General features: G+C 64.5%; 19 protein-coding genes. 3 read left to right on the top strand and 16 right to left on the bottom strand.

Annotated elements, in window-relative coordinates; genetic code table 11:
* Positions 1-20: 20 nt before the first annotated feature.
* The 8 genes from acnD to ACSFBF_RS29765 form a co-directional block, all read right to left on the bottom strand.
* Complete coding sequence (gene acnD / locus ACSFBF_RS29800; protein WP_435473313.1) at positions 21-2,645, bottom strand: Fe/S-dependent 2-methylisocitrate dehydratase AcnD; 2,625 nt, start codon at positions 2,643-2,645, stop codon at positions 21-23.
* 21 nt (positions 2,646-2,666) lie between these two features.
* Positions 2,667-3,650, bottom strand: coding sequence for a tripartite tricarboxylate transporter substrate binding protein (locus ACSFBF_RS29795; protein ID WP_435473311.1), 984 nt, complete (start codon positions 3,648-3,650; stop codon positions 2,667-2,669).
* A 119-nt stretch (positions 3,651-3,769) separates the two neighbouring features.
* On the bottom strand, positions 3,770-4,945 hold the full coding sequence (prpC, locus tag ACSFBF_RS29790; protein WP_435473309.1) for a bifunctional 2-methylcitrate synthase/citrate synthase: 1,176 nt from the start codon (positions 4,943-4,945) through the stop codon (positions 3,770-3,772).
* Entirely contained in the window at positions 4,942-5,337 is a 396-nt protein-coding gene (locus tag ACSFBF_RS29785) for an acyl-CoA thioesterase (protein WP_435473307.1), read from the bottom strand. Before ACSFBF_RS29785 ends, prpC begins: the two co-directional genes overlap by 4 nt.
* A gap of 171 nt (positions 5,338-5,508) precedes the next feature.
* On the bottom strand, positions 5,509-6,111 hold the full coding sequence (locus tag ACSFBF_RS29780) for a methyltransferase domain-containing protein (RefSeq protein ID WP_435473305.1): 603 nt from the start codon (positions 6,109-6,111) through the stop codon (positions 5,509-5,511).
* Positions 6,112-6,120: 9 nt separating this feature from the next.
* Complete coding sequence (locus ACSFBF_RS29775) at positions 6,121-6,879, bottom strand: PIG-L deacetylase family protein (RefSeq protein ID WP_435473303.1); 759 nt, start codon at positions 6,877-6,879, stop codon at positions 6,121-6,123.
* Positions 6,867-7,877 carry an acyl-CoA dehydrogenase family protein gene (locus tag ACSFBF_RS29770; RefSeq protein WP_435473301.1) on the bottom strand — a complete coding sequence of 337 codons (1,011 nt, stop codon included), beginning with the start codon at positions 7,875-7,877 and terminating at the stop codon, positions 6,867-6,869. The genes ACSFBF_RS29775 and ACSFBF_RS29770 overlap by 13 nt, the downstream gene beginning before the upstream one ends.
* 47 nt (positions 7,878-7,924) lie before the next feature.
* Complete coding sequence (locus ACSFBF_RS29765) at positions 7,925-8,521, bottom strand: Dps family protein (protein ID WP_435473299.1); 597 nt, start codon at positions 8,519-8,521, stop codon at positions 7,925-7,927.
* Positions 8,522-8,735: 214 nt separating this feature from the next.
* Here ACSFBF_RS29765 and ACSFBF_RS29760 point away from each other — a divergent pair, with 214 nt between their 5' ends.
* Positions 8,736-9,452 carry a glycosyltransferase family 2 protein gene (locus ACSFBF_RS29760; RefSeq protein ID WP_435473297.1) on the top strand — a complete coding sequence of 239 codons (717 nt, stop codon included), beginning with the start codon at positions 8,736-8,738 and terminating at the stop codon, positions 9,450-9,452.
* Between the two features lie 129 nt (positions 9,453-9,581).
* On the opposite strand, the gene ACSFBF_RS29755 is transcribed toward ACSFBF_RS29760, so the two are convergent.
* From ACSFBF_RS29755 to ACSFBF_RS29720, 8 genes are all read right to left on the bottom strand, one after another.
* A complete protein-coding gene (locus ACSFBF_RS29755) occupies positions 9,582-9,707 on the bottom strand; it encodes a hypothetical protein (RefSeq protein ID WP_435473295.1) in 126 nt (41 codons plus the stop codon).
* Between the two features lie 92 nt (positions 9,708-9,799).
* The gene (locus ACSFBF_RS29750) at positions 9,800-10,216 is read right to left on the bottom strand and encodes a response regulator (protein ID WP_435473293.1); all 417 of its coding nucleotides are present in this window, start codon (positions 10,214-10,216) and stop codon (positions 9,800-9,802) included.
* 94 nt (positions 10,217-10,310) lie between these two features.
* Positions 10,311-10,589, bottom strand: coding sequence for a hypothetical protein (locus tag ACSFBF_RS29745; RefSeq protein ID WP_435473291.1), 279 nt, complete (start codon positions 10,587-10,589; stop codon positions 10,311-10,313).
* Positions 10,590-10,652: 63 nt separating this feature from the next.
* Positions 10,653-10,811 (bottom strand): DUF3309 family protein, encoded by a 159-nt coding sequence (locus ACSFBF_RS29740; protein WP_435473289.1) that lies wholly within the window; start codon positions 10,809-10,811, stop codon positions 10,653-10,655.
* A gap of 109 nt (positions 10,812-10,920) precedes the next feature.
* Positions 10,921-11,613 (bottom strand): Crp/Fnr family transcriptional regulator, encoded by a 693-nt coding sequence (locus ACSFBF_RS29735; RefSeq protein ID WP_435473287.1) that lies wholly within the window; start codon positions 11,611-11,613, stop codon positions 10,921-10,923.
* 121 nt (positions 11,614-11,734) lie between these two features.
* Positions 11,735-12,451, bottom strand: a complete 717-nt coding sequence (locus ACSFBF_RS29730; RefSeq protein ID WP_435473285.1) for a Crp/Fnr family transcriptional regulator — start codon at positions 12,449-12,451, stop codon at positions 11,735-11,737.
* Between the two features lie 141 nt (positions 12,452-12,592).
* On the bottom strand, positions 12,593-12,844 hold the full coding sequence (locus ACSFBF_RS29725) for a hypothetical protein (protein WP_435473283.1): 252 nt from the start codon (positions 12,842-12,844) through the stop codon (positions 12,593-12,595).
* A 172-nt stretch (positions 12,845-13,016) separates the two neighbouring features.
* Positions 13,017-13,238 carry a hypothetical protein gene (locus ACSFBF_RS29720; protein WP_435473282.1) on the bottom strand — a complete coding sequence of 74 codons (222 nt, stop codon included), beginning with the start codon at positions 13,236-13,238 and terminating at the stop codon, positions 13,017-13,019.
* Between the two features lie 549 nt (positions 13,239-13,787).
* Between ACSFBF_RS29720 and ACSFBF_RS29715 the strand changes: the two genes are divergently transcribed.
* Both ACSFBF_RS29715 and ACSFBF_RS29710 read left to right on the top strand, forming a co-directional pair.
* The gene (locus tag ACSFBF_RS29715) at positions 13,788-14,081 is read left to right on the top strand and encodes a hypothetical protein (RefSeq protein WP_435473280.1); all 294 of its coding nucleotides are present in this window, start codon (positions 13,788-13,790) and stop codon (positions 14,079-14,081) included.
* A gap of 631 nt (positions 14,082-14,712) precedes the next feature.
* Positions 14,713-15,987 carry an HlyD family secretion protein gene (locus ACSFBF_RS29710; protein WP_435473278.1) on the top strand — a complete coding sequence of 425 codons (1,275 nt, stop codon included), beginning with the start codon at positions 14,713-14,715 and terminating at the stop codon, positions 15,985-15,987.
* Positions 15,988-16,026: the final 39 nt, after the last annotated feature.

Raw genomic sequence — 16,026 nt, 5'->3', positions numbered from 1 at the left:
AATGGATGTGGTGGTTGTCTTCAGGCTGCCGACTTGTTCTCGGCCAAGAAGTCTTGTGCAAATCGCTGCAGCACGCCGCCTGCTTCGTAGATCGACACTTCCTCGGCCGTGTCCAGCCGGCAGGTCACGGGCACCTGCAGAAGGTCGCCGCCCTTGCGGTGGACGACCAGCGTGAGGTCGGTGCGCGGCGCGGGCTTGCCGATCACGTCGTAGGTTTCGCTGCCGTCCAGGCCCAGCGTGAGGCGCGTGGTGCCGGGCTTGAACTCCAGCGGCAGCACGCCCATGCCGAGCAGGTTGGTGCGGTGGATGCGCTCGAAGCCCTCGGCCACGACCGTCTCCACGCCGGCCAGGCGCACGCCCTTGGCGGCCCAGTCGCGCGACGAGCCCTGGCCGTAGTCGGCGCCGGCCACGATGATCAACGGCTGCCTGCGGTTCAGGTACGTCTCGATCGCCTCCCACATGCGCACGACCTTGCCTTCAGGCTCGATGCGCGCGAGCGATCCCTTTTTCTGCACGCCATCGACCACCGCCATCTCGTTGATGAGCTGCGGGTTGGCGAAGGTGGCGCGCATGGCTGTCAGGTGGTCGCCGCGGTGCGTGGCGTAGGAGTTGAAGTCCTCTTCCGGAAGGCCCATCTTCGCCAGGTACTCGCCGGCGGCGCTGTCCAGCAGGATCGCATTGGAAGGCGACAGGTGGTCGGTCGTGATGTTGTCCGGCAGCAGCGCCAGCGGCCGCATGCCGCGCAGCGTGCGCGGATTGGCCGCGAGCGCGCCCACGCCCTCGCTGTCCCAGTAGGGCGGGCGGCGAATGTAGGTGGACTGCGGCCGCCAGTCGTACTGCGGGCTTACCTTTTCGCCGCTGTCCGCGTGAATCGCGAACATGGGCTCGTACACCTTGCGGAACATCTCGGGCCTGACGGAGGCCGCGACGATCGAGTCGATTTCCTCGTCGCTCGGCCAGAGGTCCTGCAGGCGGATCTCCTTGCCGTTCACCACGTCCAGCACGTCGCGCTCGATGTCGAAGCGCATCGTGCCCGCGATCGCGTAGGCCACGACCAGCGGCGGCGATGCCAGGAAGGCCTGCTTCGCATACGGATGGATGCGGCCGTCGAAGTTGCGGTTGCCCGAGAGCACCGCGGTGGCGTACAGGTCGCGCTCGATGATCTCCTGCTGGATCTTCGGGTCCAGCGCACCCGACATGCCGTTGCAGGTGGTGCAGGCAAAGGCGACGATGCCGAAGCCGAGCTGTTCCAGCTCGGGCAGCAGGCCGGCGTCGCGCAGGTAGAGCTCCACAGCCTTGGAGCCCGGCGCCAGCGATGACTTGACCCACGGCTTGCGCTTGAGACCCAGGCGATTGGCATTGCGCGCCAGCAGTGCGGCCGCGATCACGTTGCGCGGGTTCGAGGTGTTGGTGCACGACGTGATGGCCGCGATGATCACGGCGCCGTCGGGCATCAGGCCTGCTGCTTCCTGCAGCCTGGCTTCTGCAAGACCGACGGCGATGTTGCGTTCGGCCAGTTGCGAGGTCGGCAGCCGACGGTGCGGGTTGGAAGGGCCGGCCATGTTGCGCACCACGCTCGACAGGTCGAACTTCAACACGCGTTCGTAGCTCGCGGTCTTCAGCGCATCGCCCCAGAAGCCGGCTGTCTTCGCATACGTTTCGACCAGCGCGACCTGTGCGTCTTCGCGGCCTGTGAGCCGCAGGTAGGTGAGCGTCTGGTCGTCGATGTAGAAGAGCGCGGCCGTGGCGCCGTACTCGGGGCACATGTTGGAGATGGTGGCGCGGTCGCCGATGGTCAGGCCATGCGTGCCTTCGCCGAAGAACTCCAGGTACGCGCCGACCACTTTTTCCTTGCGCAGGAACTCTGTGAGCGCCAGCACGATGTCGGTGGCGGTGATGCCCGGCTGGCGCCGGCCGGTCAGCTCCACGCCGACGATGTCGGGCAGGCGCATCCACGAGGCGCGGCCCAGCATCACGTTCTCGGCCTCCAGGCCGCCGACGCCCACCGCGATCACGCCCAGCGCGTCGACATGCGGCGTGTGGCTGTCGGTGCCCACGCAGGTGTCGGGGAAGGCCAGGCCGTCCTGCACGTAGACCACCGGCGACATCTTCTCCAGATTGATCTGATGCATGATGCCGTTGCCCGCCGGAATCACTTCCATGTTGGCAAAGGCGCGCTTCGTCCAGTCGATGAAATGGAAGCGGTCTTCGTTGCGGCGGTCTTCGATCTGCCGGTTTTTCTCGAAGGCCTGCGGATCGAATCCGCCGCACTCCACGGCCAGCGAGTGATCCACGATCAGCTGCACCGGCACCACCGGGTTCACCTGCGCGGGGTCGCCGCCTTCGGCCGCTATCGCGTCGCGTAAACCGGCCAGGTCCACCAGCGCGGTCTGGCCCAGGATGTCGTGGCACACCACGCGCACGGGAAACCACGGAAAGTCGCGATCGCGCCGGCGCTCGATGAGCTGCATCAGGCATTCATCGAGGATGGCGGGGGCGCAGCGGCGCACCAGGTTCTCGGCGTGCACGCGTGCGGTGTAGGGCAGTGTGTCCCAGGCGCCGGGGCGCAGTGCATCGACCGCGGCGCGGGCGTCGATGTAGTCCAGCGCGGTGCCGGGGAGTTGTTTTCTGTGTCGTGAATTCATCGTGGCGAATCAGGAAGCGGCTTACTCGGAGCGGATGTCGTTGTCTTTCACGACCTTGGCGTAGCGCGGAATTTCGGCGCGAATCAGCGCACCGAACTGTTCCACCGTGCCGCCCGCAGCAGACACACCGGTGGGCTCCAGCTTGGCGTTGAGTTCGGGCGCTTTCAGGCCGGCGTCGAGCGCGCCGTTGAGCTTTGCGAGCACAGCGGGTGGCACGCCCTTGGGCGCGATCAGCCCGTGCCATGCCACCACGTCGTACTCGGGCAGGCCGCCGGCCTCGGCGATCGAGGGAATGTTGGGGTAGGCCTGCAGGCGCTGCGCCGTGGTCACGGCGAACGCACGCAGTCGGCCTGACTGCACGTGAGGCATCAAGGCCTCGGTGCCCGCGACCAGCATGTCCACGTTGCCCGCCACCAGGTCGGTGACCGCCGGCCCCGTGCCTCGGTACGGCACGTGCGTGGCCTTGACCTTGGCCATGCCGAACATGTACTCGGTCACGATGTGCAGGTGGCTGCCGTTGCCCGCCGAAGCGAAGGTCAGCTTGCCCGGGTTCTGGCGCCCGTAGTCGAGCAGTTCCTTCAGGTTCTTCGCCGGCACCTTGGCCGGGTTGACGCACAGCACGTATGCGCCCATGGACAGCTGGATCACCGGCGTCATGTCGGCGACCGGGTCGAAGCGCAGCTTGTACAGGGAAGGGTTGACGGTGTAGCTGCCGGCAATCAGCAGCAGCGTGTAGCCGTCGCCGGGCGTGTGCAATGCGTACTCGGTGCCGAGCGTGCCGCCGGCACCCGGCCGGTTGTCCACCACCACGGCCTGGCCCAGCCGCTGGCTTAGCACGTTCGATGCGACGCGCGCGATGAAGTCGGAGCCCCCGCCGGGCGCGAAGGGGCAGACGATCTTGACCGGCTTGGCCGGAAAGGCATCCTGGGCCCAGCCGGTGCGGGCAACGGGCAGTGCAAGCCCGGCCAGGGCTGCTGATGAAAAAGCGCGGCGATTCAGGGTCATGCTGTTGTCTCCAGTGTTGTTGTGCATGCCTCCCGCGACGGCGTGCCATCGCGGTGGCAAGCGCTAGTTTGCGCCCGTATGGCAAACCCGCGATAAACGCTCGGAGACTCCTGCGCGGCTCAGGCCCGCGCCTCGATCGGCACGAACTTCATGTCTTCGGGACCGGTGTAGTTGGCGCTTGGCCGGATGATCTTGTTGTCGACGCGCTGCTCGATCACATGCGCGGCCCAGCCGCTGGTGCGCGCGATCACGAACAGGGGCGTGAACATCGCGGTGGGAACGCCCATCATGTGGTAGCTCACGGCGCTGAACCAGTCGAGGTTGGGAAACATCTTCTTGACCTCCCACATCACCGACTCCAGCCGCTGCGCGATGTCGAACATCTTGGTCGAGCCGGCTTCGTCGGACAGCCGCCTGGCCACGCCCTTGATCACCACGTTGCGCGGATCGCTCACCGTGTAGACAGGGTGGCCGAAGCCGATCACCACCTCCTTGGCCTCCACGCGGCGGCGGATGTCGGCCTCGGCTTCGTCGGGCGAGTCGTAGCGCTTCTGGATCTCGAAGGCCACCTCGTTGGCGCCGCCGTGCTTGGGGCCGCGCAGCGCGCCGATCGCGCCCGCGATCGACGAATACATGTCGCTGCCGGTGCCGGCGATCACGCGCGCGGTGAAGGTCGATGCGTTGAACTCGTGCTCGGCATACAGGTTCAGCGAGGTGTGCATTGCGCGCACCCAGGCCTTGGAAGGCTTCTCGCCATGCAGCAGGTGCAGGAAGTGGCCGCCGATGGAGTCGTCGTCGGTCTCCACGTCGATGCGTTTGCCCTGGCTGCTCCAGTGATACCAGTACAGAAGCATCGAGCCGAGCGAGGCCATCAGGCGGTCGGCGATGTCGCGCGCGCCGGGCAGGTTGTGGTCGTCTCTCTCGGGCAGGATGCAGCCCAGCGCGGAGACGCCGGTGCGCATCACGTCCATCGGGTGGGCGCCGGCGGACAGGCTCTCCAGCGCGTCCTTCACGTTCGCCGGCAGGCCGCGCATGGCCTTCAGCCGTGCCTTGTAGGCCTTGAGCTCGGCGCGCGTGGGCAGCTTGCCGTGCACCAGCAGGTGCGCAATTTCTTCGAATTCGCAGACCTCGGCGATGTCCAGGATGTCGTAGCCGCGGTAGTGCAGGTCGTTGCCGGTGCGGCCCACGGTGCACAGTGCAGTGTTGCCCGCGGTCACGCCCGACAGGGCGACGGATTTCTTGGGTTTGAAGCCGGCCGGCGCGGCGGCTTCGGCCATGAGGGTCGTGGTGGTCATGCGGTTTCCCTGTTCAGATAAGAGCGATCGATGGCGGCGGGGCGGCCGGCGGCATCGACCGCCACCATCTCGAACACGCCCTTGAGGACTTCTTCCGCCGGAACGCCCGGCACGTCGGCCAGGCCGGTCACGCACACGGTCATCGAACAGCGGCCGATGCGGCTGACCCATCCGCGCAGGACGAGCTGATAGCCCACCGGCACGGGCGAGAGAAAGCTGACGCTGGTCACCTCGGCCATCACCACTTCGCGTTGAGCCAGGCCGCGCGCCGCCAGGAAGGCCGCCTTGCTCATGAGCTGCAGGCCCTGGCCGGCGAAGAGCGTGCCGCGGTGGTTGGCATGCACCGGCAGCACCAGTTCGCGGAGTTCGGTTGTTCCAACGGGTGTTGTCATGGTTCGCAATCTACGCAGAAAGCGCCGACTGCAGAAGGACTGAAAGGGCGAACTCCTGCGAACGGAAGCCTGGAGATTTGCGAATACTGCGAAGTTCAGCGACTGGGGCGGCGGGTATCCAGTCGGGCCCGGTGCTTCAAAGCCGGGCTTCCATCGTGACGACAACGCCGTTCAACGGATGCCCTCGCGCTCAGCCACCGAGCGGCCGTCGCGCGTCCAGACCTGGAGCACGAAGTCGTCTTCTTCGTGGAATGCCAGGCGCGCCAGGCCGAGCGAGGCCAGCGCGCCGTGTACTTCCTGCGTGGAGAGCCTGCGCTGTGCGAAATCAGGCCGCCAGTCGCAGGCCACCAGGGTGCCGTCGGCCTCCAGCGTGTCCTGGCAGCAGGCGGCCAGCAGGTGCATGTCGTTGCGGTCGAGGAAGTAGCCCAGTTCGCTCAGCACGATGAGGTCGAAGCGGCTGGCCTCGTGCGGCCAGTCGGCGGGCAGCACATGATGCGCGACGTGCACGTTGGCAAGGCTGCCGGTGCGCTTGCGCGCAATGTCCACGGCATGCGCCGAGAAATCGCTTGCCAGCAGGTGGTCGCAGCGCTGCGAAAGGGCGAGCGTGAGCTCGCCGATGCCGCAGCCGGGTTCGTAGCCGCTTCGGTAGCGCTCCTGCGGCAAGGCGGCCAGCAGCAGCGCCCGCTTGCGCGCCTCGTACCAGCGGTGGCGCAGCGCGTAGGGGTCTTCGCTGGCCGCGTAGAGCGATTCGAAATAAGGCCGCTGGTCATTCATTGCCGCTGCTTAAAGGAAGACCACCTCGAAGGGGCGTGCCGCGCGCTGGACGGTGGTGGCGCGAAGCACCGGGCCCGAGCCGGTGGACGCATCGCGCCGCAACTGGCTGGTGAATGCCTTGACTGCCATGCGCTTGCGCCGCACGGCCTCTTCGCTCAGCGGGAGCCGAAAGGCGCGCTGCCAGGGCATGCGCGCATCGCCGGGACGGGACCAGTGCCAACCCCAGACGGGCACTTCCACCAGCCGGGCCCCTGTGCTCGCGGCTGCCAGCGCGCAGGCCTCGCCAGTCGCTTCGTGGTCGGGGTGGCCGTCCTGTCGCCATGTGGTGAACACCACGTCACCGGGCCGGAGCAAGGACACGAGCTCGGCCACGAGCTCGGCGCGCAGTTCCTTCAAGCCGCCGTCGGGCAGGCCCAGTCTCGCGGGCTCGATGGCCAGGCCCAGGCAGTGCAGTGCCTTTCGGCTCTCCCGTGGCCGGGTGCGCGCGAGCCGTTCGACGGGCCATTCGGTCGAGCCGCGATGACTGGCAGTGCCGTCGGTGACGGCGATCACTTCGACGGGCCTGCCGCAGTCGGCCAGCAGCGCGAGCAGGCCGCCGACCGAGAGCACCTCGTCGTCGGGATGCGGCGCGACGACCACGGCGCGTGCGCTTTGCGGAACCAGCTCTTGCGGCGCGATCGCGGGCAGACGTGCAAGGCCGGGCCAGCGACTCCACTCGATCTCGGTGGTGCCCTCGCCCCGGATGGCGCGGCGTGCTACAGCGTCCATGACGAAGGCTCCTCTTTCTCGTTCGCGGCGAGCTGGCCCAGCGCCGCAAGATCGCGCTCGGCGTGGCTCTGGCGAAGGAACACGGGCAGGTCTGCCATCGCGTGGGCGAAGTGCGGGTCGCGGCACAGCGGGCCGGCGCCGACCGCGCGGCCGGCGTGGTGCATGACGACGTTGGTGGCTTGCTCGACGGCGAGGCGTGCGTGCAAGGCGATGCGCTGTGCGTTGTCTTCGGGGTGTCGGTCGATCCAGGCTGCGGCCTCGCGCAGTTGCGCGGCGGCCGCGGTCAAGGCCACTTCGATGGCGCCAATGTGCGCGAGGCGATGAGCGTCTGGCGCCGGTCCTGCGCGCTGATGAACTGCGCGCGCAATGCCGAATGCGCCGCCGAACCAGCATGCCGCAATGCCGGCACCACCCTGCCAGAAGCCGGCGCGGTTCACGTAGTCGCCGGGCCGACCGATCTGCGTGGCCACCGCGCGGTCGAATCGCACATCGACACTGGCGCTCGCTGCCATGCCGACGGCATGCCAGCCATTGCCGGTCACACGTACGCCGGGCTGATCCATGGCGACAGCCGCAAGGCACGGTTCGCCGGCCGCGTTCCAGCAGCTCACGACAGCGTGGCTCACGCTCGCGGCGCCCGAGCACCAGGCCTTGGTGCCGGTCAGGCGAACGCGATGACCCTCTGCCGCGTCGAGCACCACGCGCGCGTCGGGCGGCTCCGCGCACCAGGTGCCCCAGCGCGCACGCGCGGGTGCGGCCGACGCCGCGCCCAGTTCGGCAAGGATGGCGAGCGCATCGGTATGCCCTTCGAACAGCTTCACCAACGAAAGGTCATGGGCCGCCACATCGGCCAGCACACGCCAGCGCGCCAGGGTCTGGCCGGCGCCCGGTTTTGGAAGCACGTCGATGCCCGCGTCGACCAGATGCTTCAGCGCGAGGTCGCAGCCGTAGCGAAGCTGCAGTTGCCGCAAGGCATCGGCGAGCGCGGGTTCTGACATGTGAAGTAGCGGCTATCGCCCGGAGCCCTTGGCACCGTTGGCCGGCGTCAGGCCGTCACCGGCGAAGCGGCGACCAGGTGCTCGGTCAGGAACCACACCTGCAGTTCGTTGGTGCGAAGCACGTTGCTGACGAACACGTCGTTGCTGCCGGCGTCCCCGGACTTGTCGACCTGCTCGGCCGCATCGCGCGCCGAGATGATGATCTGCTCATGCGCCTCGGCCAGCCGGCGCAACTGCACGGCAGCCGGCTCGCGCCCGCGCGGCGGCCTTGCGATCTTGGTGGCTTCGGCGATGTCGGGCGCCATGGCGAGCGCAACGCCGCCAAGCAGCTGAATCCGCTCGGCAACGATGTCCACCAGCAGCACCTGGCCTTCGTAGTGCTGGTCGTACATGAGGTGCAGCTGGTTGAAGGTCGGGCCCACTACCTGCCAGTGGTGCTTCTTGTACATGTCGCGCAGCGTGATCGTGTCGGCCAGGCACTGGTTCAGCAATGCCACGCTCTGCTTGCAGACCTTCTCCGACAGTCCGTTGGGGAGCTTGATGATTTCCCCGTACCGTTGTGTCTCGTGGCTCTGCTGGTGCAGGTTCGGCTCGACTTCTTTCGCCGACGCTCCTTTCGACTTGCCGTTTTTCGATGCTGCCATGGATGCGCTCCTGAATTTGGAAGATCAACTTCTAGCACCCGTGCAATGGCCTGCGCGTAGTCCAGCCGCCCGCTTCGACCAGCTGTTTTTCTTCGTCGAGTCCGGATGTCCGTCGCCTACAGGCCCGCCGCGCTTCTCCTGACGCGGCGTGTGCGCGCAGCTCTCTATCTTCAGTACTTGGCAATCCGATCTACAACGGCACGAGGGCTCGACCATGCTAGGTATCGTCATCCCGGCGCACAACGAGGAGCAACTGATCCGCGGATGCCTGTCTTCAGTGCGCATCGCATCGCAGCACCCCGCACTGATGGGAGAGCCCGTGGAGACGATCGTGGCGCTGGACGACTGCACGGACGCCACTGGCATCCTGGCGTCCAGCTGTGGCGCCATGACCGTGACCATTCGCGCGCGAAATGTCGGGATGGCCCGGGCCGTGGGCGCGAAGGCTCTCCTGGCAAGGGGTGCGAGATGGCTGGCGTTCACCGATGCCGATACGCTGGTTTCCGAAGACTGGCTGGCGGCCCAACTTTCTCTTCAGACAGACGTTGTATGCGGAACGGTGTCCGTGCTGGACTGGTCGCCTCACGGCAGCCATGCAGCGCTGCTCCAGACACACTTCCAGGAGACCTATTTCGACTGCGAATCCCATCGCCATGTGCATGGCGCAAACCTCGGCGTCTCGGCAGCGGCGTATCTTCGCGTCGGTGGGTTCAGGCACCTTGCGTGCAGCGAGGACGTCGCCCTGGTGAATGCGCTGGTCGACGCCGATTGCAGCGTTTCCTGGAGTTCGCTGCCGCGGGTCGTGACCAGCGCTCGCACCGATGCACGGGCGCGTGGCGGCTTTGCTGGCGCGCTGCTGAATGCTGTAGCGCAACGCCTGACCGAGTCCGCAGGCGCCGCGATGCAACCGGCAATTGCCGCTGGCTTGTGACGTCATGAGCGACGCCCTCGATCTGGTTCAATGGCCAGCGTGCAATGGCCGGACTGCCTTACCAACGCTTCCACCAGGGCCGTGCAGGGTCCCAAATAGCGAGAGGGCGAGTGTCTAGCAGTTCGTGACTCATGGCAGGAGCACTGCCGCGAAGCCGTCGGACTTCCACTTCGAGCGCGTGGGCGATGCCTCGGGCATCTCGATCGCCACGGAGTGCTCGTCGGCGCCATTCGGCAGCCTGGGCTGCCAATCCATGTTGATCTGAGTTTTCCAGTTCCATGGCGTCTATCGTCCTCCAGAAAAAGTTGTCGCACGGGATCTGGGTGGCGTCCACGCGCCCGTCAATGTCAATGCTCGGCAGCGCAATAGGCGAGGAACTCATTGACCTCTGCTGCCTTATCGAAGACCGCATCGGCGCCCAGACGAATGCACTCCGCACGGTTGTCTGGAGAAGCCGCATTGGTCAACGCCACCACGATCCCTCTCTTCCTGCCGAGCGCTGAAAGGGCGGCCAACACGCCGAGCCCTGTTCCCTGTTTCAGCAACAGATCCACGACGAGAAGCTGCCATGCCTCTTCATTCGCCTGGAGCCAGGCCACAGCTTCGGCCTCGGAGAGCGCAGTACCTACTACCTCGGCCTGCAAGTAGCCCTCGAGCACAACCTTGAGGCTGTCTTGGATCAATGGCTCGTCTTCCACAATAAAAACAGCAAGCGTCATTTTGGGAAGCCTCCTGCGGATGTCGACATCGAATGCGGGGCGCATTACCAACGTCCTGTAGAAGGTCGTGCTTTCGAGGAGACCCTGTTGTAGGTAGACACCGCATCAGCTTGTTGGTGCAGCAGCCAAACTCGCCCCGTCACCGGGCGTCCGACGCCACCAGATCGGGAGAGCGTTGCGTCGAGTTCAACAGCGAGAACGCTCGCATCTTCAAGGCCGCTTCGCCCCTGGCCGTCACCCGCATCACCGTGGCTTGACCGGAGTAAATCGTTCGCCCCTGGTAGTGCATGAACGGCGGAAGATCTGCCTCTATCAGCCTTGCAGCGCGCAGCAAGTCACACTTCTCGATGTCCTCATGCGCATCGATGGTCACTGGCATATCTGCGGAGCAAAGTCGCTCGAGCAATTGCATGGGCATTGCGAATGCTCCCGTCGGTGCAGGTTGACGTCTCTGGGCGATGAACTCGCGTGTACCGCAGTGCTAGATGCGTCCAGTCAACAACAAGACGATCACTACGAGTACGACGATGCCGAGAATTCCACTCGGACCGTAACCCCAGCTGCGGCTGTGCGGCCACGATGGAAACGCCCCGACCAGAACGAGGATCAGGATGATCAGAAGAATGGTGCCAATGCTCATGATTCACTCCTAGGTGCTTGCTTGATATCAAGTTACCAAGGCAGCGCATTCCAGTCTGTTCGCTATCGAACAAACTGGAATGCACTGCCTGGCTGTCTGACCGCTGGCGTCAATCCAGCGTGTCGGCGTAGGCCTTCCGATCGGCCGCGTAGCAACCGCACGCTGCCGCTTCCAGGCCGCTGCGATCGAGCACCTTGAGATCGCCACGGTGGTAAGCAATCAGCCCGCTGTGCTGCAGGGCGTTGGCGGCCACGGTGATGCCTACCCGTCGCACGCCGAGCATGTAGGCCAGGAATTCATGCGTCACGCGAAAGCTGTCGGAGTGGGCGCGGTCCTGGCTCATCAGCAGCCACCGGGCCAGACGTGGGCCAATCTGGTGGAAGCGAAGACATGCGGCGGAGGTTGTCAGCTGGGCCATCAGCACGTAGAGGTAGCGATTCAGCACGCGCTGCAAGGCCGCGCTGCGTTCGAGCTCCTTTCGGAAGGCACCCGCGTCGACGCGCCATGCCGTCCCCGCACCTTGCACAACCGCACGCAGGGGCGTTGTGCCCACCCCCAGCACGATTTGCGCGCCCAGCATGCCCTCGCGCCCGACCATCCCGACTTCGAGCTCGGGGCTGCCGCCGGTCAACGTCAGCAGCGAAATGAAGCCTTCCGCGGGGAAATAGGCGTAGCGCGTGTACTCGCCGGGCGAGCAGAGCACATCGGCCAAGATCAATGGAGTGGGTTCGCAGATGGCGAGGAAGCGCCGCCGGTCCTTCGCGGGAAGCAGTTCGATCAGATGATTCTCGACGGCGGTCAATCTCGCCCTCCAGTGCGTTGGCAGTCCGAACGAGTCTGCAACCTGCGCTGAAAATTCACTGTTCGATAGCGAACACAACGTGCTGGCGTCCGCAGATGCCGGTCGTGACCGCCCGGACCGCCTACGCCGCGACCCTGTTCGGCAGAAGTCGGTCGTATTCCTTCTTGACCACCGCGTAGCATTCGCAGGTGCGTTGCTCCAGGCCCCGTCGATTCAGCACCGAAATGTGACCGCGTGCGTAGCGGATCAGCCCGGCCTCTTGCAGCTTGAGCGCCCCCTCGGTAACGCCTTCACGGCGTACGCCGAGCATGTTGGCGATCAGCTCCTGTGTCATCAGGAGTTCGCTTCCGTCCAGCCGGTCTAGGCTCAGCAGCAGCCAACGGCAAAGCTGTTGATCCAGAGAATGGTGTCGGTTGCAGACCGCCGTCTGCGCCATCTGCGTGATCAGCGCCTGGGTATAGCGCAGCAACAGGTGAAGGATGGGGGGACGCGTGAATTCGTCCTTGAGGGCCTGTGCCCTCAGCCGGAAGCCCTGGCCTGCGCTTTGCACAACTGCGCGACTTGGCGTGGATCCGCCACCCATGAACAACGAGATGCCGACGATGCCCTCGTTGCCAACCACGGCAATCTCGGCCGATGCGCCGTTCTCCATCACGTACAGCAACGAGACGATGGCGCTGGTCGGAAAGTAGACATGGCTCAGTGTCATGCCCGACTCGTACAACACTTGGCCCAACGGCATTTCCACCGCTTCGAGTTGCGGCCGCCAGCGTTGCCATTCGGCATCGGGCAGTGACGCCAGCAGATGGTTTCTTCTCGGGTCGATCGCAATGGGCATCGCGTCCTCCAGACGGCTCTGGAGATGAATCGGGATCCGGGTTCAGGCGCAGAGTCTTCTTCAGTATAGGCAGCGGCAGCATTTTTCGTGCGCTATCGCACACATCGGTTTCTCGCGAATACCCCGGCCGTTCAGCGCAAATCACGGTGTCGGGAGCGCCGTTTTCTTCCGCGAGCTGGATTTTTCGTTGGCGATGGCCAAAGCGCCTTCGCGGGTGATCGCGTGGACATGCACTGCTTCCGTCGCGAATGCTTTCGGCCCGCATTGCATGTCAAGAGTCGCTTCGATCATGCCGCTGGCAACCAGCCGCTTTGCCGCAGCAACATCCGCCGACAACGTGAGCCACCGAGGCGGTGTCATGCGTTCGATCCGCATCAGCAATTGAATGTCCATGGCGAGTCCTTCTGAAGCAGGGAACGACGCGGTGCCTGTCATTGGAGCGAGTGGCGCGGCAATGAGATCGTGAAGACGCAACCGGTGTCGCCTGCTTTTTGCTTCGCGGGCGTGCATGCCATCGTTAGTTGCCCGGGGAGGAATTGTCTGTGCGGTGACGCACACGCCTCGGCTATAGGGCGACCTGCCGTATGTCGGTGGCAAACCAGCGAAAGATCTTGGTCGGATTCTTCCAATCCCTCGTGCACCGAACGAACAGAAAGCCGGACGCTGCATTACCGATTGCGTCGAGGGGAATGCCAGCGGCCTGCAACGCTGCCGCCTCTTCTTCAGCACTCGTATTGAGCGGCAGCTTCAGAGTGATAGTCGCGCTGTGGATGACTTGCTTTGGCATTGAATTTCCTCCCATGAGTGCGCGATACGCTAGGAAAGTCGAGGAAATTGGTCTGTGCGGTTCCGCACATAGTGAGCGCCACTTTCCTCAAGAACAAGTCCAGAAGAGACGCGGGCAATGGCTTGACCTGAGCAGAAAGATATCTGCATCTGTTCGTGAGAAAGGAACGATCCATCGCCGTGATGGAAATGCGGCAACCGGCTGTGCGCGGAACAGGCGTAAAAATGCCCGCTTGAAGCGGGCACTGAAACGTTAGAAGTTCAGGATTTGCCGTGCTGCTTGGGGTCAGCTGCATTCAGTCAGTTTCCAAGGCCGAACCTTCGATCCGAAGACAGCTTTTTCTCATAGGCGCTTTAGACAGTGACAGCCCGCCAGCATCGAGGATCCACCCTGGATGGGCGGGCGCCTAAGCTACCCCTACCAGCGCTGGATGGCCGTCAACCAGATCATTGCGTGGCTCTGGTTCTCGGTCTGTGTGCTACCGCACGGTTCAAACTCTTCCCAAGCAGTAGTGTTGCGGTCTCTAGCTCCCTCCAAATGGAGGACACCATGACTCCCTCCCAATTCACCGCTGAGTCTCTGCTTTGTACCTACCTCAGTGGGCGCAGCATGCCGAAGATTCTTCGTGACGCAGTTGTATGGGTGATCGAGGCCCGGCTGGCCAGCAACGAGACACCAACTCTCGACGAAACGCTGCGCATTGACATCGACAACCATGCTGTCGCGCTTCCTGAACGACCGATCGTATGCGCCTTGCTGCGTCGCTCTGACGAGATTGAAGTCACAACGTATGCAAGCGCGAGGCATCCAGGCCACAGAGAGTTCGGAACCTCGGTGTATTGATACGAGTGCTGGAGCTTCAGGGCCACCCATCGGCTTCAAATCATGCGGGCGTTGCAGATCTCGGACACGCGTAGCCCGCCGATGTAGAGCAGCGAAAACAGCCGTCGGCAGCGCGATGCGTGCAGCGCTTCACGTTCGCTGGACACGGGCATCACCACGCGCAGAAAGCTGCGTTATGCGCTCTTTGACGCAACGCCAAGATTCGCTTCTGAGGTGACCAACGCACCGGCAGCGTGCATGACAAACGCTTGTGCCCAGTGGCATCCGCATGTTGCGTCTCATCCGTACGGGTGCAAGCGAAGTTCACGGCCAACGAGCGGGGCCGAGGGTGCAATCGAGCATAAAGACGTGTCAATTTGAAATGACGCCAAGCGTTGCAACGCGACCTCGTCGCAAGCATGCGCTCGGTTGGCAGACGGCAAGAAATCGGCTTATGGATCGATGTTTTCTGAGAGCAGCCACTGTTTCTTTTTGAGGTCAAACGACTTCATTTCGGCATGCATATTGCTGCACTGCAATATGAACATGCGGAGCGCCCCCGAAGGGTGCCGGCGCAGAGAAAGTTCAGTCTTGGGGACACGCGCGTTCGTTGATTCGGGCGCTTCACACCGGGTGAACTCAAGGGGTAACCATGACCAAGACTCTGCAGATTTCACAGATCAAGATTTCTCCGCCCAGTGCCTGGCGCCGGCAGCTCGGCCGCCTGTCTGGCGGCGCATCCGATTCGATCGTGCCGCGCCTTGCCGGCTACGCGCTGCTCGCCTTCGTGCTGTGGCTGATGGTGTCGACGCTGGTTATGCCGCTCGTTTCGTCGCGCGCAACCCGCACCGTGTTGCAAGCGCCTGTCGTGCTCATCACGTCGCCGATCAGCGGGGTCGTCACCAGGATGTCGGCGCATCCGCTCGAGTCGATCGAGCCGGGAGCCGTGGTGGCGACGGTGCAGAACCCCACGCTCAATCGTGAAATCCTCACCACGTTGACCACGCAGCGCCTGGCGCTGCGTGGTCAGGTGCTGCAACTCGACAACCTGTTCAGCGCCTACACCGAGGAACTGAAATTCGTGGAGCAACAGGTGAACCTGTATCGCAAGGCCTCGATGGCGCAAACGCGGGACGCCTATCAAATCGCTCAGCGCCAACGGGAGGTTGCGCTCACCGCCGTGGCCGAGCAGGAACTCAAGGTGCGCCACACCTCGGCATTGCTCGACGAGGGCGCGATCAGCCCGCAGGCGATGGACGCCGCGCAGGCCCAGCTGCGCACATCGCGCGCGAGCGCAGGCGTTGCGGAACAGGCCTATGCAGGCCTGGGGCAGGTCGTTGCCAGCGCCAGCCAGGGCGCCTTCGTGGGATCGAGCAACGGCAATGTCTACCAGACGCTGGTGAGCCGCCGCGAGACGCTGCTTCGCAGCATAGAGCGCGCGCAGAGAGACAGTGCAGCGCTGAATGAGCAACTGCAGCAGGTCACTGCGCTCGAAGAAGCGGAGCGCCGTCGCGTCGAAAAGCTGGCGGCCTACGAGGTCAAGGCAATGCAAGGCGGCCAGGTGCGCACCGTGCTCCTGGCCGAAGGCACTTTCGTGCCCGAGGGCGCTACGCTGGTACGCATGACCGATTGCAGCAGGCTGCAGGTGGTGGCGGTCTTCACGGCGCGGCTGGCCAAGCGTCTGAACATCGGTTCGATGCTCGACGTCACCCTGAACGATGCCAGCGCATCGCTGCCGGCGCGCGTGACGCAGCTGCTGCCCGTGGCATCGGAAGAGGTGCAGAGCAGCTACAGCGTGCCTTTTCCGTACGCGGAGCAAGGCTCGGTCTATGCCGTGGCGCAAATCGAGGGCCGCGGGGCGGAGCCTTCCATTCAACGCCACCTGTGCTCGCCGGGCAAGGTGGTCACGGCCGAGCTGCGATCCTGATCGATTGATTCGCCTGGACGCCACCTCTGGAAGGCATCC

Source organism: Variovorax nivicola, from assembly GCF_051216475.1.
In the GTDB taxonomy this organism is placed as follows: domain Bacteria; phylum Pseudomonadota; class Gammaproteobacteria; order Burkholderiales; family Burkholderiaceae_C; genus Variovorax.
Note: the sequence above shows the minus strand (reverse complement) of the source record. Positions and strands in the feature narration are given on the sequence as shown.